This window comes from Vibrio sp. V15_P4S5T153 (assembly GCF_963874485.1).
GTDB classification, from domain to species: domain Bacteria; phylum Pseudomonadota; class Gammaproteobacteria; order Enterobacterales; family Vibrionaceae; genus Vibrio; species Vibrio anguillarum.
Genome location: NZ_CAWNHR010000018.1, coordinates 300114 through 321169, shown reverse-complemented (window position 1 = coordinate 321169; position 21056 = coordinate 300114). Strand labels below are relative to the sequence as shown.

Below are 21056 nucleotides of genomic sequence, written 5' to 3'. Positions count from 1 at the left end.
TTTCACTATTGATAATACATCAAGTAGTCATTTCCATAATGGAAATAAAAACGCCACTTCGACGATAACGAAGTGGCGTCATCAGGAACCTAAGGTTAGGCGTATTGCGCTTCGATTTGGTTCGATTTTAGATAAGCAGGGTGAGTGGCGAGCTGCTTTAAGTAACGTTCAATATTCGGGAAGTGAGTAATCGCTCCGTTGGTCAGTAATATTTCAGCAATGAATGACATCATGAAATCAGCGCCAGTGAGTTGGTCGGCCACTAAGTAGCGTTTATCCGCTAAACACTGGTCAAAATAACTCATCACTTTGGTCGTTTCGCTTTCTGCATAGCCACCAAGGAAATTGGTTTGGCAGCCATCTTTGGCAACAAACATCTTTAATAGCAGCGGCAATATGGCAGAGCTTTCCGCAAAGTGGAGCCATTGCTGGTATTGCACATATTCCACGCTGCCACGCTGAGGCGCAAAGTGTTGGCCGTATTTTTCTATCAAGTAATCGGTAATGGCGCCAGATTCAGCAATCACCAAGCCATTGTCTTCAATCACAGGTGACTTACCTAACGGATGCACGCTTTTTAGCTCGGGCGGTGCTAGAAAGGTCACGCTATCACGTTGATATGGAACCACTTGATACTCAACCCCGAGCTCTTCAAGTAACCAGATAATGCGCTTAGAGCGTGATTTATTAAGGTGATGAAGTTTGATCATTATGCGGTCCTTATTAAAGTGGTTGGTTGATTTGGATAACCAGTTTGCCAAAGTTTTTGCCTTCCAATAGACCAATAAAGGCTTGTGGTGCGTTTTCTAAACCGTCAATCAGTTGCTCGCGGTATTTCACTTTCCCTTCGCTTAGCCATTGAGTCATGTCAGTAGCAAATTCGTTATAGCGATGGCCGTAGTCATCAAAAATAATGAAACCTTGCATGCGAATTCGTTTGGTAAGCAAGGTGCCCATCAGCATAGAGAGACGATCAGGTCCTTCAGGCAGCGACGTTGCATTGTATTGAGAAATCAAACCACACAGCGGAACTCGCGCTGCTGTGTTAAGCAGAGGTAAAACCGCATCAAATACTTTGCCACCGACATTTTCGTAGTAAACGTCAATCCCTTGAGCACATGTTTTAGCCAATTGCTCTGCAAAATCGTCAGCTTTGTGATCAATACATTCATCAAAACCTAATACTTCTTTAGCGTAACGACATTTTTCCTCACCGCCAGCAATGCCGACCACGCGGCAGCCTTTGATTTTAGCAATTTGACCAACCGTTGCCCCTACTGGGCCAGTGGCGGCGGCGACTACCACAGTTTCACCTTGCTTCGGTTGGCCGATGTCTAGCAAACCCATATAAGCGGTAAAACCGGGCATTCCCATGATGCCTAGTGCGTATGAGGGTGAGGTTGGATTTTTACCGAGTTTGAGTAAACCTTCGCCGTTAGAAATAGCGTAATCCTGCCATCCGGTATAAGCGAGTACCCACTCACCTTGCTCAAATTTTGGGTGGTTTGATACTTCCACTTGACACACGCTCCCGCCTACCATGACATCATCAATTGCGACAGGATCGGCGTACGATTTAGCGTCACTCATGCGGCCGCGCATGTAGGGGTCAAGTGAAAGATAAACACTACGCAGCAACACTTCACCAGCGGCAGGTGTTGGTTTAGGCGCATGTTCTAAGCGAAAGTTAGCAGGTGTTGGTGCACCGACAGGGCGTGAAGCGAGTACAATGCGGCGGTTAGTTTGTTCAGTCATTGGAGAGTCCTTTATTATTTTAAATTAGACCAGTCGTCTAGTCTGGATTTCAAAAAAACCGCTATCGAAATAGCGGGGTAAATCTTAACTAGGGCACTGGCCTTGCAAAATGTGTTCGGTGCTCGTAAGCGCTTGTGCAAGCCCTTGGTTATCTTGACGCAGTTTACTGAGCAAACTTGCGCCGAGCCAAAGGTTATAAAGCAATTCTGCGGTTTGCTGGCTGTGTTGTACGTGAATGGAGCCGTCGTCGATCCCTTGCTGGATACATTTTCCGACCGCCTCAATAATGCTATCTGCACCTTTAAGTAAAGCAATACGCATCGCATCAGACAAGTCTGAAACTTCAGCGCTTAATTTCACCACCAAGCAGCGCTGTGCGTTACATAAGCCATTGCTCTGCTCATACCAACATTGCCAATAATGCATCAAGTGTTGATAGGCGTTTCCTTCTTCTTGGTCAAAAAGGGCATTAATCCGTACTAAATAGTGCTGAAAATAGTCCGTAATCAGTGCCTCGCCAAATTGCTCTTTTGACTTAAAATAATGATAGAAAGAGCCTTTGGGCACATCAGCGGTTTTTAATAATTCAGACAAGCCTACGCTGGTGAAGCCTTTGGTTACGACAAGTTGGTAACCGACCTCAAGGATGTGTTGGCGAGTATCATGGGTTTTTGTATTCATGGACGGCACTATAATTAAAATTAGACCAGTCGTCTAGTTTTGTTTGCCCATATTGTCTTTGTGCTACTGGCTATGGTTGCTGAATGACAGAAATGGACACTTCTTCCTTGAAGTGTCGCACTATTATTTATCTTTTAATGAGTTAGGGATGAGACTATTTTTCTGTTTTTAGCGTATCAGAATCAGGTGCCCAAACGATACTTTTCCCATTGCTGAGTTCAGCTTGAATACTCAAGGCTGGTATTATTTGCTTATCCTCTTTTTTATATGGCTGCGTAGAGAAATTAGCAGTAATTTTACTGCCATCACCAAAGGTTGTTTGTTGTACCATCCCTTGTTCATCAAGCCATTTAAAATCGACTAAAGGTTGGTTCCACACTACTTCATGGATTGGTGTAAACCCTTGTTGATAGCGGCGTAATGCGTTGACTCGAGCGCTGTTAGGCGTCGCTTCATCACGGCTAAGGTGAATCATCGCTGGGGTGTTATACAGCATGGCGATTAAATCTCGCTCCGCTTGCACGTTTGATAACTTCAAACTATCGCTGTGCCAGTGGTGACTGTTGATCACCTCATCATGGAACACGGTTTGATAGAGAGGAATACGGTATTGTGGTGCAAATAACAGTGTTTTGTACGGCTCTTTGACTTGCGCGGGTTTGAAGAAAAAATCGGGCTTATTGTCTGGAAACCATGCCCCAAGAAAATAAGGTGATTGACGGTTAGTTTTCATATCCGGATCTGTCCAGCCAAATCCTACCGTTTCTAAACCATGAGCAAAGGCGAGCCCTTGTGTCGTCAGGCTGTTACCATCTTCAGAGCCGAGAACCACATTCTGTTCATTGGCTATCCAGCGCATGCGTTGATTAAATGCCTCCAGCATCGCGCTTTCTTTCATTCCTTGGCCCTCTTGGTATGAGTAATCTTCACGGGCCATTCCGGTCCCATCCACATCAAGAAACAGGCTGTTAAAGCGGCCATATTTTAAAATCGCCTCAATGCGTTGCTGCGCAAATCCTAATTGGCAGGCAGGGTTAAGGTAAAAGCCGTTGCCACGAAATCCTTTTTGTTTTTTGCCGTCGGCGTTTTCTATCGCACATTGCTCACGCATCGAATCCGGTAGCTGCGCGGTAAGCCAACCATCGTTGATGCCTTTTGCTATGGCGGTATTGTAGGAGTCGTACACCCCAACTAAGTAGCCAGCTTGTTTTGCTTGGTCAACCACTTGTGGCTGGTAAAAGGCGGGCATCCAATTATCCAAACCTAACCATAAGTGTTGCAAACCAGCTGAGCTGAGTGCGTCGATCATGGAAGTCGATAGCCCCTGTCCCCAAGTGCTGGCATCACGTAGAAACGGTAGTTTCTGCTCTGCGAGCCATGCTTTTCGTGCCTGAGCGGCTTGATACTGGCTGGCGATCCCAGCCTCGTTATTTGAGGGCGACTCTTTGATCCAAGAGTTCAGCCCATTATTCACCTCTTCAATCAGCAAACGTTTATGATAGCGGCTTAAGAAATCTTTGCCCTTGATGAGCGGTTTGAGCTCTTTGAGCGCTTCGTTTGATGCTACCCACTGGGGCTGCTCAAAATACCAAGTTTTCAATGCCCAGAAGTCGCTAACATCTTGCTCAGAGAGTAAGTCTCTACCAAACAGATAGACATGGCTTGCGCCGATAAGCTCTTTTATGGCCGGATTTTGCTGCGCTTTCTGTTCGAGCGTTTGCGATAGTCCATTCTCTTTTCGCCACTGACGATAACGTTTTGCGCCATCTAACGGCGAGTTGCCAATAGAGATTTCCACCTCAAAAGGCTCATCTTTGTTGAGTACAGTAAAAGCGTGCGTGGCTTGCATGTCTAACTTGTTTTGCTTGGCATTAAAATTGAGTTTGTTGTTGGTGGCGGTATTGAGTTGGTAGCTCACATACTGCTCATTGCCAGCTTCCACACTCCAAAATGGCATTTTGAGATCTTGCGTGGTATTGCTGGCAGAGCGTTCCGCTATGAGGTAGTTCACCCACTGTGGGTTATCAGTTGGAATGCGCATTCCTTCACTAAAAGGAAGAATGAGCGTTTTGCTTTGCTGCTCAGGCAGTTCAAACCACTGTACGGTTAACGGTTTAGCACGAGAGATCTTACTCTCAGCGCTCGCGGTAATCGACAGCTTCAATGTTTGTTGTAAATTGGCCTCAACCTTTAACTGGCTAGGAACAAGCAGCCAAGAGGCGTGATGTTGATTATCTTGTTGCAGTTGGCTGACTTTCTGTGGCTGGCCGTTAACGGTTAGCTGGCCTTGGTTAATGGTTAGCTGGGCATTTTGCTGCCAATCAATAGCAAAATTTTGTGGCTCTATTTGCACGGTTTGGTTTTGATTATGCAGTGTAATTGACGCCGGTTGTGATTGGCTAGCCAACGCCAAAAGTGGCGTACAAGTGATCAATAAAGAACAAAGTGGTTTATACATGGTTTGTCATTTCCAGTGTGTCTCGGTGTGTTGATTACATAAGAAATCGACAAATCAATTGTCACTCTGATGTCTTCATTGAGCCTGATTTGGCAGAGTCAAACGTTGTATATATTCCACTTTGATTGCTCCTTGATACTCGATAGTTTTGATCAGAGTACTGAGCCATTTAGCCGAGCTGGGGGATGAGCTTGGTTTGTCCAATAATTGCTGAGTATTACTCATAGCTACCATATCTTGCTGCTTGATTAACTGAAATTGGTCGTCAAACCATTGCCAAGCAAGGCTTGTTGGGGGGCAGTTTGTCAATGCTGTGGGGGACTCAAGCGCTAGTGGGTAGCCACCGTTGGGAGAGGCGGATTGCAACCATGTGGAGCCAAAAGGCATGGTAAGAACTAACCAATAGTGTTGTTTGTCGAGTGTCAGTCGATAAACGCCATCTTGCGGAGCAAAGAGCAGTTCTGGGCTTTCTAATTCTATGTAAGGGGCTGATGACGTTACTTGGCTCTGTGAGATGAGCAAGCCATTGTCAGGGCCAAGAAGTTCAACCTGGCTAGGCAGCTTCGCTCCCTCCATTGATAATTTGAACTGGTAACCTTGCTGCATCACGTTGGTTTTTTTTTGTATCGAGACTTTGATCAGCGCCGCATTTGGTACCACATCGCTTAAGAGCTGTTGGCCACATTGGGTTTGTTCAATAATGGCATGCTTGACGCTTGCCCAGTGTGGCGTGGCAATGGTTTGGTTATTGAGTGCGAAGACCAACTCTTGCCAGGCAAGCTGTGGCTGATGGTTCGCTAAAGCGCGATAGGTTGATTGCAGTGGTGTGGTCATAAACCAATCATCACTCACGGCGTGGCTTGGACTAACGACGAACAGTGCAAACAGCCAAAGGTTACGCATTGGACACCTCGACTAAACGATACCCAACGCCACGAACGGTTTCGATATTGAGTGAGGGTAACTGCTGCCTTAGCTGTAAAACATGATTATCGACGGTTCGAGTTGAGGGAAAGGCTTGGTAGCCCCACACTTTATTGAGTAGTTCATCACGGTGAAAAACACGTCCTTGGTTTTGAACCAGCAGCAGTAATAGCTGAAACTGTTTCGGTTTTAGCGTCATCAACTGCTCACCTAAGGTAACGCTGCGCTTTGAGAGATCAATGGCAATGTCAGCGTAGGAAAGCAAGCTTTCTCCTAATGGTCGCAGTTGCGCTTGAATTCGCGCCAGTAATTCTTGTTGCGAAAATGGCTTGGTGACGTAGTCTTTTGCCCCCGCCATCAGACCTGCTATTTTTTGCTCAACCTCGATTTTGGCCGTCAGGATGATCACTGGCACGGCTTTGGCCATTAGCCATTGAGGCAGATGATCCAAGCTGTCTCCTTGAGCCAGTTGTCTATCTAAAATCACCAAATCGGCGCGAAACCATGCTTTTTTGACTTGTGAGAGCTGCTGTACCCACAAACAATCAAAACCTTGCTGTAGCAAGTAATCATGCAAACCTTGCCCGAGTAGAGGATCATCTTCGACCAATAACAGTGTGTTCATAATGGTAATTCCAATTGGCAGCGAGTGGGGTGGGCTTTACACGTCAGTTTGCCGCCCATTTTAAGCATCAAATGGCTCACAAGACGGAGCCCAATCCCCATATTGGAAGTCGTGCGAGAACGGGAAAATAGCCGTTTTAGACGAGAGGGAAACTCGCCTTCATCGCTAACGCAAAGCCGCAGTCGAGTGTCAGTCACGCTGGCCGTTATTGAGATTGTTCCTTGACCATGCTGCTTGGCATTACGGATCAAGTTATCCAAACAAATCCCAAGCCAGTAATACGGCAGTGTGAGCTCGATATCTTGTGTCAGTTCATAGCTGAGTTCGTGTTTCGCTACGCAGTGATCTAACCAATCTGAGAGATAAGCGGTTTGACATTGAAACGGCTCATTTGGGTCGCTACTCAAAAATCCTTTACTGGTCTGAGCAAGCTGAGCTAAACGTTGGTGATCGGCCAGTAAGCGGCCGAATGTATCTTGGGCCAGCTCTGGCAGAGTATCAAATTGCTGGCGAAACTGCTCAACGGTCAAGCCAAGACTGGTGATAGGGGTGCGTAGTTCATGCGTCAGCAACTGTAAAATAAAGCGTTTTTCTTTGGCTTGTTGGCGGCGTAACCAGAGCGTCCTACTCAGCGTTGCTGCGAGCAACAGCAGTAATATGACCGATAACCACAGTGAGATATTGGGTTTTTCTTGGCTAGAGACACACAGATTACTGTAGCGTAATTGGCAACTCTGAGTAGCCGCTGTGATGGCCGACAATACCAATTGCTGATCGAGCGCGACTTTTTTCCATTGCAATGCGCTCAGTACGCGAATACCGAAATCGCCACTGATCCATAGCCGTTGTTGACGGTCAATATAAGCGCGATAACCGCTGACCAAGGCATCTCGCCCTGCCGTTTCTAAATCGGTAAAAAAGGTGTACAGCGGATGCTGAGGGTCAGAGAGAGTCGTGTAGGGCTGTAGCTCGGCGCTTTGCTCGGCTGTTATGTTATGAGTAGAAAAAGCTAAGTATCGCTCTGCGTAGCTCCCACCTGCAGGATGCAGAAACGGAGCAGTCTTAAACCAACGGATGGGCAATTCATCGCCTTGGCATAAAGCGAGTTCAAACGACGCTGCTTTTTGCAATTCAGGGCGTGATGCCAAGGTTTTTGATAAACCGGGCGACAGTGCGCACTGTGAGGCTATCGCTTTGAGATCGGTTATGGTTTGCCATGAATAACGGGAAAAATCAGGATAGGCGCTGGCGCTGAGCAGAAGATCGACAGGGTATGAGTTAATACTTTGCGATGGCAAGGCTCGCGCAGCCGATAGCGATTCGGCTTGGCGTAGAAAATGCTGCCAACGATCTTGCAGCGTTTGCTCTTGCCCGTGTGCTAGGTTTGATTGCCCTAGCACTGCGGTGAGTGTGATCAAAAGGTACAGCAGCCGTGTTCTCAACGTTAAGCACTTAGAAAAAGGTTCGCATTCACGAAATTATAGCTGTGCTAAGTCAGGATTTGTCACCTCAATGTCACTAAAGCGGAATGTCGATCAAAACTCGGCATCCACCGTGAATGTCATCCTTTGCTTGGTATAAGGATGATCAAAGCTCAGCGACTCAGCATGTAGATGTAAACGCGCTCCTTTCGTGCCATAAAGATCGTCGCCAACGATGGGCAGGTTGAGTCCTTCCACATGAGCGCAATGCACGCGCAATTGGTGGGTTCGTCCTGTTTTGGGGTAGAGGTAGACTTTACTGAATCCATCTTGGCATTCAATTAATTGCCAGTGAGTGTCAGCGGGTTTGCCATGTTCAAAACAGACCAATTGACGCGGCCTGTCATCTAAATCGCCTCGCAGCGGTAAGCGAATGTCACCATGCGATTGCTGTAATTCACCAGCGAGTAAGGCAAGGTAGCGTTTTTCAACGCCGCGAGTAATAAATTGCTTCTGCAGGCTTTTATTGGCTCGGCGGGTGAGAGCAAACACCAATAAACCTGAAGTAGACATATCGAGGCGGTGGATCACAAAAAGCCCTTCATCTGAGCTAAACATTTGTTGCAGACGAGTATAAACCGAGTCCTGAATGTTGACTCCGGGAACGGATAGAAACTCGGCAGGTTTGTTGACGACAATAATGGCTTCATCCTGATAGATGATGTCGATCTCTTTGCCTTGCGCTGGGTTATGCAATAGCGGGTTATCATCGAGCTTCAGCCCATCAAGCATGTGAGCCAAAATCGGTTGGCACTTGTTTTGACAAGCAGGATAGAATTTCTTGTGTTGACGAATTTCAGATTTTGGTGACGCTCCCCACCAGAATTCGGCGAGTGAAATCGGTGTCATCTGATGTTGAAACGCGTAGTGCAGCAATTTTGGTGCGGCGCATTCTCCAGATCCTGCTGGTGGAACAGGGTTAGCCGTAAGACGGAAAATCTCCCCCAGAGATTTTTCAGTGCCGTATTGATTGAGAAATCGATAGTGAGAAAAAAGTCGTTGCTGCAACGCATTAGAGAGATTTTTACGCTGCTCTTTTAACGCATCAATCTTTTCTTGAAATGCGTCTATTTGCGCTTGTAGTTCGTTGAGGTTGACGTCCCATTTTCGTTTTAATTGCTTGAGGAACGTTTTTTCAGCCACACTTTGTTTGGCGAGACAATCTAAGGTTTCACGCAATTGTTGGGCATCATTTGATTGTTCGGCAAGGATGCGTTGCTGTTTACGCTGTTCACGACCTTGAATCATCAGTTGGCGATGCGCTTCTAATTCATCTTGCGCCTGCTGTTGGGCCGTGGCCCATTGCCGCTGAAGTAGCGCACGCTGTGGATCGCACTCCAATTGTTCAACTTGCTGATTAATTTGATTGATCGGCACGCTGCCTTCCAAGAAAAAACCATCGTTAGTGAGCATGTCAAATATAGGCGGCACAAAATGCGGCAGCAGGTTTTGCTCAGCTAACTTCCCCGAGAATGCAGACAGGTACCCTAGCTCTCCACTTTGTTTACGCACCACTAAAACGCCAAACATTTTCCCGATAGCTTCCGGATGCTGGTTTAGCACGCCGTGATTATCGAGCCCAAAATTATGTTGCCAATTCTGCTGGTTCAGCAGGTGTTGTTGCAGCTGGCTTGCCGCTAATTCGCTTAGCGGATGCGGCTCGTAACAAAATGGGAAAGTAAAGCGCTCAGGCAGAGAGTAGCCTTCAATAGGTTTTTTAAAGGCAGTAAAACAGGGCGCTGGTGTTGGCATTTTCTCTGGCTCGCAGTGGATGGTGGTGGAGAACGCAGAATTGTACTGATTTGACCTAGAAATGCCAGTTTCTGGTTGAACGGCGATGATGATACGATTAATTAATGTAACTAGCTTATTAATATCATTAATATAGCTTAGTGAATCCCAAAGAAATAAGTTAACAGTGTCGATTTAACCTGATGCTATGCGTTTATTTAAAACATATAGAATGATTGGAGGATTAATTCATTTTATTTCTATGCAAAACAATGTCAGCTTTATGTTAGTTTTTTGTCATTAATTCTATTTGTGGTGATTGGTTCCTGATTCTATTTAATTTAATGAGTGTATTGTTTTTAATTTTGATGGGTAAAGGCTGAGTATTGATTATCATATAGGCAATATTATGCCCGCTCGGGCAATTTGTTGCTCGGTTGGGCAATTTTTTGCCCGCTCGGGCTGTGGGGCTTTATTCTTAAGTAAGCGTAATTGAAGGGAATGATTTTTGCTTACGTGTTTATGGATAAATGGTTAGTCAGTTAAGGAAATATAATGAGTCAGAGTATTGTAGTGGGTAATATGGAAACGGTTCATGATGGATTTCTGCCAACGTCTATCATTGTGTGTTCCGCAAGCGTCAAGTTTGGAAGTCGCGTCAATGTGGATTAATAAAACATATGCCATTTTAGCGCTCTCCTTATTTCCTTCGATGGTGTTACATGCTGAGCAAGAAACGTCTGCAGCAGAAGTGTATGAAGTAGGAAATATGTCTCCAGAAAAAGCGTTTGCTACCGGACGACTGCTTCGAGCGCAATACAAAAATATGGAATCGCGACCATACCTCCAGTACGCGGCAGACAACGACAATTCGGATGCCGCCTTTCTCTACGCGATGGAGCTTTCGAACTACAAAACGACCATTAGAACGCCTCCTGAAGCGCGTGAATATCTGCTTAAAGCCGCAGAATTAGGCAATCGTCGCGCCATGAAACATCTTTATACTGATGCCAAGTGGTTAAGAGATCGCGATGTGCAGTATTGGAAAAGCCAGTATTACGATAGTTTGATTCGTTTAGGACGAGATGATCCTGCACAAGCCACTTACGAGCTTGCCCAGTTTTACAAAGGTATGGATAACGAGATGTATAGCTACTATCTCGATAAAGCGGTCAGTTTTAATCATCCACGAGCATTGATGGATAAAGCAAAGCAAGTTCAAGCGGGTGGAGGCCTGTTTTTAATGCCTGGAGAAAGGGAGACCAAGGTGAGAGAGCTCTATCTCGCGGCTGCGAAGACAAACTATATCCCTGCGATGAGACGCTACATCGGTATTTTAGAGAGCAAAGGCCGTTTTGAAGATGCCTATCAATGGCGACTGATGGCGTTAGAGCAAGGTGATATTACCTCTTTGGCAACGGTAGTTAAGATTCTGCTCGGCGATAGCGCATCCTATCATTTTGTGACTCCCGATCGGATCAAAGCGCAAGCCTATTTAGATTTATATCTCTCTGCTGCTGGTACTGAACGTATGCAGTCGCTCTACTCAATATTGGAATTAGAGGAAGAAAGCCTTGCTGGTAAGATGAGTGAGGAAGAAAAAGCACAAGCTAATGGCATATTTGTTAACTATAAGAATAGTCTGAATTTTTATTATCATGATGTCTTTTGGGATATTAATTAGTTAAATTATACAGTATTAGAAACGGCATATTTTTTTGGGTGAAGATCATGTTTTTGTGATTTTTTATATTTAAAATGCTCCTATATGAATAGAATGTGCCGAGAATTTTAAATCCCCATGAAAATATCGATAAATCTGATGGGGTAGTTTAGGGAAGAATTTAATAGCTAATGCTAATTAATGGGATTTATTGTTTAAATGCTCATTAAAATCTACCAGATAATAAATATTAAGAGACTTGAGTTCTATTAGAACTTAAGTCCAATAGATTTAACTTTAATTTTTACAACGTTATGTAACCCTCGGCCTGAGTAAGTGGTAACTAAGTTTAGCTACGCTCTTGTCCGTAATTTTGACAATGATTGGCATAGGTATTGGAGACGTAATATGTCTAAAGAAGGAAGTGTAGCTCCTAAAGAGCGGATTAATATTAAGTATATTCCAGCAACGGGAGATGCACAGGCTGAAGTTGAGTTACCGCTAAAAACTCTGGTGGTGGGTGATTTTAAAGGCCATACCGAAGAGACCCCACTTGAAGAGAGACAAACCGTTTCAGTGGACAAGAACAACTTTGAAGCGGTTATGCGTGAAAGCGATTTGAAACTGACCACTACAGTGCGCAATAAACTGAGTGGCGATGAAAATGCTGAGCTTCCTGTTGAGCTTAGTTTCAAATCTCTTGCTGACTTCGAACCGGATTCAGTGGCAGCACAAGTTCCAGAATTAAATAAATTGGTTGAGCTACGCCAAGCTCTTGTGGCCTTAAAAGGTCCTTTGGGCAATATTCCCGCATTTAGAGAGCGTCTACAAGAGCTACTAAATTCGGAAGAATCGCGTGAAAAACTTCTATCTGAGCTAAGCCTAGTGAGCGGCAAAGAAGAAGAGCCTCAAGCATAAGGCTTGATCAACCCAACTTTTTATTTAATCAAATTTAGGAACGAAATTGATGTCTACTACTGAAGCTGTCTTAGAGAGACAAAGTGCCACCCAAGGCAGTTTACTTGATGAAATCATGGCACAAACGCGCATTGCACCGACTGAAGAAGGGTATGATGTTGCGAAGAAAGGGGTTGCTGCGTTTATTGAGAATCTCATCGGTTCGAATCAAACGGAAGAGCCGGTTAACAAATCACTCGTTGATCAAATGCTGGTTGAGCTTGATAAGAAAATCAGTGCTCAAATGGATGAGATTTTGCACGAAGAGCGTTTCCAGCAGATGGAATCGTCATGGCGTGGTTTGAAACTGTTTATTGACCGTACCGATTTTCGTGAAAACAACAAGGTTGATTTGTTGCATGTAACGAAAGGCGAGTTGCTTGAAGACTTTGAATTTGCACCAGAAACGACGCAATCTGGTCTTTATAAGCACGTTTATTCTTCTGGTTATGGCCAATTTGGTGGTGAGCCGACTGGCGCTATCATCGGTAACTTTGCTTTCACGCCATCAACCCCTGACATGAAGCTACTGCAATACATGGGTGCACTTGGTGCGATGGCTCATGCTCCATTCATTTCTAGTGTAGGCCCTGAGTTTTTTGGTATCGATTCTTTTGAAGAGCTACCAAATATCAAGGATCTTAAGTCAACATTTGAAAGCCCTAAATACACTAAATGGCGTTCTCTACGTGAATCAGAAGATGCGCGTTACCTTGGCTTGACTGCGCCTCGTTTCTTATTGCGCGTACCTTATGATCCAACAGAAAACCCAATTAAATCATTTAATTATGTGGAAAGTGTCAGCGCTTCACACGAACACTATCTATGGGGTAACACCGCGTTTGCTTTCGCTACTCGTTTAACCGATAGCTTTGCCAAGTACCGTTGGTGTCCAAACATCATTGGCCCACAAAGTGGCGGTGCGGTTGAAGATCTGCCAGTGCATGTGTTTGAATCGATGGGTGCACTGCAAAGTAAGATCCCAACTGAAGTGTTGGTCACTGACCGTAAAGAGTTTGAATTAGCAGAAGAAGGTTTCATTGCTTTAACCATGCGTAAAGGCAGTGATAACGCCGCATTCTTCTCTGCAAACTCGATCCAAAAGCCAAAAATATTCCCGAATACCAAAGAAGGCAAAGAAGCGGAAACCAATTACAAGTTGGGTACGCAACTGCCATATATGATGATCATCAATCGCCTTGCACACTACGTCAAAGTGCTACAGCGTGAGCAAATTGGTGCTTGGAAAGAGCGTCAAGATCTTGAACGTGAGCTTAATGGCTGGATCAAACAGTACGTGGCTGACCAAGAAAATCCACCAGCAGACGTACGTAGTCGTCGTCCTCTTCGTGCTGCAAAAATCGAAGTCATGGATGTTGAAGGTGAACCAGGTTGGTATCAGGTCTCTCTCTCTGTTCGTCCTCACTTTAAGTACATGGGCGCGAACTTTGAATTGTCATTGGTTGGTCGATTAGATCAAGCATAACCATGACTTATATTGCACCTGAAGAGAGTGCATTTGGTGTCGGCTTCTTTGAACGTTTAGAAGCTGGCACCAAGCCTATGTCTTTGACTCAAGGGCCAAATGCATGGGATGTGCTCCAATCAATCAAACGCAATGTTTCCAATATTTTGAATACTCGCATGGGTGAGGCACAAAGTGCTCCAACGTTAGGTTTAGTGGATTTTAACGATGCAACGTTAGAAACCTTAGACTTATCGCTGCGGATTAAGCTTGCGATACAAAGCTGCTTAGATGTGTATGAGCCCCGTTTACGAAATATTGTGATTCGATCCGAGTCGGACGTGTTTAGCCCTTTGATGCTGCGCTTCCATATTGTGGCCGAAATAAACAGTGATGCGTTACATGAGAAAGTGCAGTTCAACCTGCTACTGGATCAAAACCGAAAGTACCGAGTGTATTAGAAAATTATGGCTCAAGATAAGTACTTCAGAGAAGAGCTTGCTTTCCTTAAAGAACAAGGAAAGCATTTCACTGAAATTCATCCTCAACTCTCTCGCTTTTTACACGGTAAAACGACGGATCCTGATGTCGAACGTTTATTGGAAGGCTTCGCCTTTCTCACCGCTCGCTTGCGCGAAAAAGTTGAAGATGAATTTCCTGAGCTAACGCACTCCATCATCAACATGCTATGGCCAAACTACTTACGTCCTGTGCCAAGCATGAGTATTGTCTCGTTCACACCGGATAAAAGTGTCAGTGATAAGCAGCAAATCGCTCGTGGCACTCAGCTCGATAGCAAGCCTGTTTTCGGCACCAAATGCCACTTTAGAACCTGTCGTGACGTGCAGATTTACCCACTGAAATGTACTGACGTCACTGCGCAACACACTAGAGAAGCGACCATCATCGAAGTGTCGCTTAATATGTTGGGTGAGATAAGCGTCGGTGATGCGCATCTTGATGATCTGCGCTTTTACTTAGGTGGTGATAAATACAGCTCACAAATGCTCTATCTATGGCTCAACCACTACCTTGATAAGATTTCTGTTGAAGTCGCGGGGGTAGAATTTACGCTGCCGCGCAATAGCTTCCAAACGGTCGGATTTGATAGCGAGCAGTCGCTTTTGCCCTATCCTTCCAATGTGTATGAAGGTTATCGCGTTTTGCAGGAATACTTGTCGTTTCCTGAAGCATTTCATTTTGTTGACATTACCCGTCTGGCTAGCGTAGTGCCGAAATCAGTGCATGGTGCGTTCAAACTGAAAATCAGTTTTTCGAAAACCTTGCCAGCGGACGTTCGAGTGCGTCAGGATAATTTCCAGTTGTACTGCACCCCTGTCATTAATTTGTTTGAACATGATGCCGATCCGATCGATTTAACGGGCAAGCGTTCAGAGTATCGCATTATTCCCTCTAGTCGTTACCCTTCTCACTATGAAGTGTTCAGCGTTGACGGCGTGTTCGGTTGGCAAGACAAAACTCAAGCCAGTCAACGAATTCGGGGTGAAAAACGTGTCTATTCAGCATTTGAAAGTTTTCAGCATGAAGTGGAGCGGGTTCGAAATCGTGAAGCGCTCTACTACCGTACACGAGTGAGAGACAGTATCCGTGGCGATGGATTTGATAATTTCATCTCTTTCATTCGCGGAGATGAAACGCAATCCATGCATGTCGATGAAGCCATCTCGCTCAAACTCACCTGCACCAATCGCTTATTACCGCTCGAACTCGGTGTCGGTGACATTTGTGAGCCGACAGACAGCTCGCCCCCCTTTGCCACTTTCAGCAATATTACCGTGCCTTCACAATCTCTGCGCCCAGTACTGGATGGCAGTCTATTGTGGGTATTGATTTCTAACTTATCGCTGAATTATTTATCGCTGCTGTCCAAAGATGCCTTAAGCAGTGTGTTGCGAGCTTACGATTTCAGAGCCTTGGTGGATCGCCAAGCGGAGCGTGTTGCGCGTTTGCGTCTTGAAGGGATCCAAAAAATTGAGTCGCAACCCGTGGATAAAATATTGCGCGGTTTGCCAGTGCGAGGGCTGCAATCGACGATTCATATTGATCAAAACTGTTTTGGTTCAGAAGGGGAGCTTTACCTCTTTGGCACAGTGCTTAGCCACTTTTTTGCCCTCTATGCCAGCATCAATTCGTTTCATGAGCTGATCGTTATTAACGCGTCCAATCAAGAGAAGTACACATGGGGAACACAGACAGGAATGCAGCCATTGATCTAGATATGGCTGCGGCGGCTGTGCCGGAGCCTCTACTGGGTTTACCAAGCGATGTACGAACGTACAACTTCTACCAGTTGGTGGAACTGCTGCAAAAACTTAATGCGTTTAATCCTGAATCAGAAGATTGGGAGCGGACATGCCAGTTGGTATTCAGTGCCAACCCCAGTTTAGGTTTTGCACCAGCGGACGTAACGGATTTACGTGAGTTCGCGGATGAGCGCCTGATCTTACAAACCAATTTTTTTGGATTAACTGGGGCACAGTCACCGTTGCCTGGTTTTATTTTGCAGCAATTGGTCGAAGAAGATCCCGGTGGTTTCAAGCGGCCCTTTTTAGATTTTTTCAATAACCGGTTGATTAACCTTGTGTATCGCGTATGGCGAAAGTATCGCTATTACGTCCGTTTTCAAGCGGGTGCGCAGGATCAATTTTCATCACAGCTGTTCGCTTTAGTCGGTTTGGGTGATGCGGACTTGCGCGGCGAAACACCGATAAATTGGTGCAAGATGCTGGCTTATGCGGGCACTTTGGCTGGCCGAAGTCGTTCACCGCAAGTGGTGTCTGGCATCATCGCGCACTGCTTTGATCTACAAGAAGTCAGTATTCGCCAGTGGGTTCGACGCAAAGTCCGGATAGAGCCTTATCAGCAGTTTTGCTTAGGTAAGCAGAATGGTGAGCTTGGGATCAACAGCATGTTGGGTGAGTCAGTGATGGACTGTAATGGTAAGTTTGTTATCTGTATCAAAAACTTAACTCGAGAACGATTTGCCGATTTTTTGCCATCAGGCAAAGAACATCAACCGCTGTGTAAGTTGGTGGAGTTTATTTTACGAGAGCAGATGGCTTACGACCTTGAGCTGACCATGCACGAGAGCGAGGCTCCGGTGATGAGTTTATGTCATGACAGTGGTGTGGCTTTGGGTTGGTCATCATTTTTAGGGCGCGATTTGGCGGACAAAAGCGTGCTTATACAAGTAAGGCAATAGCGATATGCAGAAGAAGCAAACGCTTTCAATGGTAGTGACGAATGTGCAACTACTGGAATCAGGATTATCCGCACAAGCGATGTTTAATGTGCAAGGCGGTGTGATTGGCTCTGCAAGTGATGCGCATTGGCAGCTTCGTGACGGTAAAGGGAAAATTCAAAATCATCACTGCGCCATCCGTGTGATTGATGGTGCGTTTTGCATTCAAGATCTGGTTGGTAATACCTATGTTAATGGTTCCCATAAGCCGTTAGGACAAGGTGCTTCGGCTAAGTTGGAGCATAAAGATGAAGTGTCCATTGGCCCTTACCAAATTCGTGTCATTTTTGGTCAAGTGGGTGAAGACGATTCTCTGATTAATGGCTCTTTGGATCAGCTGTTTGCTAAAGAGGGGCTCGATCTACTCAAAGATGGTCCATCGGATGATATCAGCCGCGACGAGGATGAACCAGAGCCGAGTTCAATGGACCCTATCGCCGCTTTAGATGATTTATTGCAAGGCATTAAACAAGAAGAGTCGTTGCTTGAAGAGACGGAAAAACCACTCGCACAAGCACAACATTCATTAGTGCCAGAATACGATAGCCAGCAGTCGCAACTGCAGTTTACGCCTCAAGCTGACAGCGAGTATGAGATGACGTCATCGATTCGATTAAAGAAAATTCTCGGTTTTGGCAAAACCTCCACCGATTTACCACCTATTCCGGCTGTTGAGCACCATGAGACTGCGCAACCACCGACTCATTTGAACATTAATAACAGCATTTACAACGTACCTGAGGGCTTAGCGATGGACGATAAAGTATTAGATCTACTTGAGGAAGAAGTGGCGAGAAGCTACCACCCTCACTCAGAGCAACACAACAGCTCGTCAAACAATGCATCACACTTATTGACCGGCCCTATGCTCACCGGGCTAGGTGTTGACGTTGGCAATAGCCACGATATGGCGAAAATGCACATGCTTTCAGAAGAGCTTGGGCAATCGTTGCAAGCGTGTGTGCAAGGTTTGCTTGAGCTTCACCAGCAAGTGAGTGAAGGGCGTTTTGGTATGATGAATCGTAACTTGCAACCGATTGAAGATAACCCACTTCGCTTGGGGCTATCATACGAAGAAACCATTCGTACTCTGTATGATGCTGATAAAAGTGTGGTGCACTTGTCTGCCCCAGCGGCGATTGCCGAAAGCCTAAAAAATGTGCGCGACCATAACGAAGCAATGCAGCACGCCACTAGCGAAGCCCTAAATCAGATTCTTAATGCCTTTTCTCCTCAAGTGCTACTGCGCCGTTTCCAACATTACAAGCGCAATAGTGATGCACAGAATCACTCTTCAGATGCTTGGGCGTGGGAGATGTATTGCCACTACTACCAAGAGCTCACTTCTAATCGCCAAAAAGGATTTGAGAAACTGTTTTGGGAAATTTTCGAGCAGTCTTACGACAAGAAAATTCGTGAAAAACAGCTGGAGCTATAACGGTGAACAAGCGGTCTTTTGTCCTGCTGATGCTACTGACGGTATTAACCGCCTGTAGCTCATCAGAAAAGTATGAGCCAGCCACACAGCCGACCAAGGTAACGTTCAGTCTCGTTAGTGATGAAGGTACTAACCCCAATATTTGGGGTGAAGCGTCGCCGATAGAGGTTCAAGTGTTTGAGCTCAAAGATGATTCGATGTTTATGTCTGCCGATTATGACCAAGTAAAAGCAGACTACAAAAAAGCGTTACGCAGCAATTTTATCGCCAATTACGATTATGTAATGACACCAGGCCAGTTTAAGTTTGTGAACGCGTTCGAGATTGATGAAGGCACGAACTACATTGGGGTCATGGCGCATTTTGCTGAACCTGAGCTGAGTGAATGGAAAAAGGCCGTCAAAGTGCTTAACAAAGGTAGGGAATATCATCTTTTGATGTATTTCAAAGACTACGATGTAAAACTGGAAAGGGTGGAATAACAAGATGTTTGCGCGTAATCGTGTCATTTGGAATGAAGGTCTATTCATTAAACCGCAGCATTTCCAGCAGCAGCAACGCTATTTTGAATATCATATTGATGAACGCATCTCATCAGTCAGTGGCTACCTTTACGGAGTATCAGAGTTATCACTTAACCCTGAATATCTCTCTTTTGGTCGTATCGCGATCGAACGTGCGGTCGGCATTATGCCTGATGGAACCGTTTTCCGTATTCCTCAGGAAGATGTGCTGCCCGATGCGCTTGAGATTGCCGATGCTTCGCTTGCAAACCAGTTGGTCTATTTAGCGGTGCCACTTCGCAGTGAATCGTTAATGGAGATTAACTGGCCTGAAGAGCGTGGAACCGGGCGTTATTTAAGCAATCGTCTAGAAGTGCGTGATGTGCATACCGTGCGCGGTGACACCACGACACTAGATGTCTCACCTGTTCGTGTGCAGTTGATGCTTGAAAAAGAAGACAGAAGCTCTTATGCCTCAATTGCGATCGCTCGTATTTTAGAAAAACGTCCTGATGGCAGTGTCGTGCTCGATCCGGATTTTATTCCGTGCCATCTTAATGTTGCGAGCAATGCGGCTTTGCACCGTTTTATTAACGAAATCTCTGGGTTAATGCGCGAACGTGCCAAAAACATTGCTCAGCGTATCAGTTCTCCCTCTCAAGGCGGGGTCGCGGATGTGTCTGATTTTATGTTGTTGCAAGCCCTGAATCGTCTACAACCCCAGATGCAACACTTGGCAGAGCTACGCAGTTTGCACCCGGAACGTTTATTTGAGTGCCTGTCATGCGTATGTGGAGAATTGGCTACATTTACCGATGAAAGTCGTTTACCACCGAGCATCCCGAGCTACAACCATGAAATGCCGACCCACTCTTTTGGGCCGCTGATCCGCAACTTAAGACAGAGCCTAAGTATCGTGCTTGAGCCTAGAGCGGTCTCGATTCAGTTGGATAAACGTAAATACGGCCTGATGGTTGCCCCAATCCACGACCCTCAACTGGTTGAAAGCGCAGAATTCATCATCGCAGTGAAAGCACGCATGCCATTAGATGAACTGCGTCGTCTCTTTACTCAACAGACCAAAGTATCGTCAGTGGAGAAAATCCGCGAGCTCATTTCACTGCAATTACCGGGCATTCCAATTACACCGTTACCAGTGGCACCAAGGCAGTTGCCTTACCACGCCGGTTATACCTATTACCAATTGGATAAAACCAGCTCAGCATGGTCGATGTTAGGTCGCTCAAGTGGTTTTGCTTTCCATGTCGCGGGTGCGTTTGAAGATCTTGACCTGCAATTCTGGGCGATTAGGAGCTGATGATGGCCATTGATAAAAAAAACACCCAATACAGCGGTCTGCTTTTTGACAGCGTCGAGCAGATCAACCACGACCAAGATTACTGGTTTCAACTGCGTGGTGATAACCCTAATGTTTTGATTGATGCTGCTACCCCTCTGTTTGGTTTGTCGCTGCGAGTACGTAGCTTGTCAGAGTGCGACAACATTGAGCAGATCTACAAACAGACGGTGGAAGAGATTAAAGCGATTGAAATCGAGCTTGCCGAGCAAGGGTTTGAGCATGCGATTTTGATGGCTTATCGCTACATTCTGTGTGCGTTTTTGGATGAAGCCGTCATGGGAACCGAGTGGGGTGCATCTAGTGTGTGGGCTGAACATTCTATGCTGTCTCGTTTCCACAGTGAGACTTGGGGCGGCGAAAAAGTGTTTACCATCTTAAGCCGCTTGGAAGGTGAACCTAAACGTTATCGCGCGTTGCTAGAGTTTATCTATCAATGCCTAGTGTTAGGTTTTGAAGGTAAATACCGTGTGATGGAAAGCGGCCACAACGAGCGTGAAAAGGTGATCAGTCGTTTACATGACACCGTCAGTTCGTTGGATGAAAACGAGCCGAAGGAACTGACCTCCGCCACCGACCATGTGGTGAAATCAAAATATAAGTTAAGCAGGCAGTTACCGGTTTGGTCAGTACTGCTTGGTTTTGTCATTATTTGGGTCGGTGTGTTTTTAGGCTATTCCTATTTACTGCACAGCCAATCGGCAGACGTATTAAACCAATTGAACCAAATACTCTAATTATAAAAGGCTAGGTGAT

General features: G+C 45.6%; 18 protein-coding genes. 10 read left to right on the top strand and 8 right to left on the bottom strand.

Annotated elements, in window-relative coordinates; translation table 11 throughout:
- Positions 1-95: 95 nt before the first annotated feature.
- The 8 genes from AACT42_RS16910 to AACT42_RS16875 form a co-directional block, all read right to left on the bottom strand.
- A complete protein-coding gene (locus tag AACT42_RS16910; RefSeq protein ID WP_094131755.1) occupies positions 96-710 on the bottom strand; it encodes a glutathione S-transferase family protein in 615 nt (204 codons plus the stop codon).
- Positions 711-723: 13 nt separating this feature from the next.
- Complete coding sequence (locus AACT42_RS16905) at positions 724-1755, bottom strand: NADP-dependent oxidoreductase (RefSeq protein ID WP_017046824.1); 1032 nt, start codon at positions 1753-1755, stop codon at positions 724-726.
- A gap of 84 nt (positions 1756-1839) precedes the next feature.
- Entirely contained in the window at positions 1840-2436 is a 597-nt protein-coding gene (locus tag AACT42_RS16900) for a TetR/AcrR family transcriptional regulator (RefSeq protein ID WP_038148298.1), read from the bottom strand.
- Between the two features lie 154 nt (positions 2437-2590).
- Positions 2591-4894, bottom strand: coding sequence for a glycoside hydrolase (locus AACT42_RS16895; RefSeq protein WP_094131754.1), 2304 nt, complete (start codon positions 4892-4894; stop codon positions 2591-2593).
- Positions 4895-4969: 75 nt separating this feature from the next.
- Positions 4970-5797: a DUF2861 family protein gene (locus AACT42_RS16890; protein WP_094131753.1), complete on the bottom strand. Its 828-nt coding sequence runs from the start codon at positions 5795-5797 to the stop codon at positions 4970-4972.
- A complete protein-coding gene (locus AACT42_RS16885; RefSeq protein WP_013868288.1) occupies positions 5790-6443 on the bottom strand; it encodes a response regulator transcription factor in 654 nt (217 codons plus the stop codon). The genes AACT42_RS16890 and AACT42_RS16885 overlap by 8 nt, the downstream gene beginning before the upstream one ends.
- Positions 6440-7885, bottom strand: a complete 1446-nt coding sequence (locus AACT42_RS16880; protein ID WP_094131752.1) for an ATP-binding protein — start codon at positions 7883-7885, stop codon at positions 6440-6442. Before AACT42_RS16880 ends, AACT42_RS16885 begins: the two co-directional genes overlap by 4 nt.
- 93 nt (positions 7886-7978) lie before the next feature.
- The gene (locus AACT42_RS16875) at positions 7979-9676 is read right to left on the bottom strand and encodes an RluA family pseudouridine synthase (RefSeq protein ID WP_094131751.1); all 1698 of its coding nucleotides are present in this window, start codon (positions 9674-9676) and stop codon (positions 7979-7981) included.
- 574 nt (positions 9677-10250) lie between these two features.
- Between AACT42_RS16875 and AACT42_RS16870 the strand changes: the two genes are divergently transcribed.
- From AACT42_RS16870 to icmH, 10 genes are all read left to right on the top strand, one after another.
- Positions 10251-11339, top strand: coding sequence for a hypothetical protein (locus tag AACT42_RS16870; protein ID WP_094131750.1), 1089 nt, complete (start codon positions 10251-10253; stop codon positions 11337-11339).
- Positions 11340-11726: 387 nt separating this feature from the next.
- Positions 11727-12236 carry a type VI secretion system contractile sheath small subunit gene (tssB, locus tag AACT42_RS16865; protein ID WP_017043584.1) on the top strand — a complete coding sequence of 170 codons (510 nt, stop codon included), beginning with the start codon at positions 11727-11729 and terminating at the stop codon, positions 12234-12236.
- Between the two features lie 49 nt (positions 12237-12285).
- Entirely contained in the window at positions 12286-13761 is a 1476-nt protein-coding gene (gene tssC, locus AACT42_RS16860) for a type VI secretion system contractile sheath large subunit (protein ID WP_026027753.1), read from the top strand.
- Between the two features lie 2 nt (positions 13762-13763).
- A complete protein-coding gene (tssE, locus tag AACT42_RS16855) occupies positions 13764-14201 on the top strand; it encodes a type VI secretion system baseplate subunit TssE (RefSeq protein WP_013868295.1) in 438 nt (145 codons plus the stop codon).
- 6 nt (positions 14202-14207) lie between these two features.
- The gene (gene tssF / locus AACT42_RS16850) at positions 14208-15977 is read left to right on the top strand and encodes a type VI secretion system baseplate subunit TssF (RefSeq protein ID WP_013868296.1); all 1770 of its coding nucleotides are present in this window, start codon (positions 14208-14210) and stop codon (positions 15975-15977) included.
- Positions 15941-16963, top strand: a complete 1023-nt coding sequence (gene tssG / locus AACT42_RS16845; protein WP_094132575.1) for a type VI secretion system baseplate subunit TssG — start codon at positions 15941-15943, stop codon at positions 16961-16963. Before tssF ends, tssG begins: the two co-directional genes overlap by 37 nt.
- A gap of 4 nt (positions 16964-16967) precedes the next feature.
- Entirely contained in the window at positions 16968-18440 is a 1473-nt protein-coding gene (gene tagH, locus AACT42_RS16840; RefSeq protein ID WP_094132572.1) for a type VI secretion system-associated FHA domain protein TagH, read from the top strand.
- Between the two features lie 2 nt (positions 18441-18442).
- A complete protein-coding gene (gene tssJ / locus AACT42_RS16835) occupies positions 18443-18922 on the top strand; it encodes a type VI secretion system lipoprotein TssJ (RefSeq protein WP_013868298.1) in 480 nt (159 codons plus the stop codon).
- 4 nt (positions 18923-18926) lie between these two features.
- Positions 18927-20261, top strand: coding sequence for a type VI secretion system baseplate subunit TssK (gene tssK, locus AACT42_RS16830; RefSeq protein ID WP_017044997.1), 1335 nt, complete (start codon positions 18927-18929; stop codon positions 20259-20261).
- 2 nt (positions 20262-20263) lie between these two features.
- Entirely contained in the window at positions 20264-21037 is a 774-nt protein-coding gene (gene icmH / locus AACT42_RS16825) for a type IVB secretion system protein IcmH/DotU (protein ID WP_026027751.1), read from the top strand.
- Positions 21038-21056: the final 19 nt, after the last annotated feature.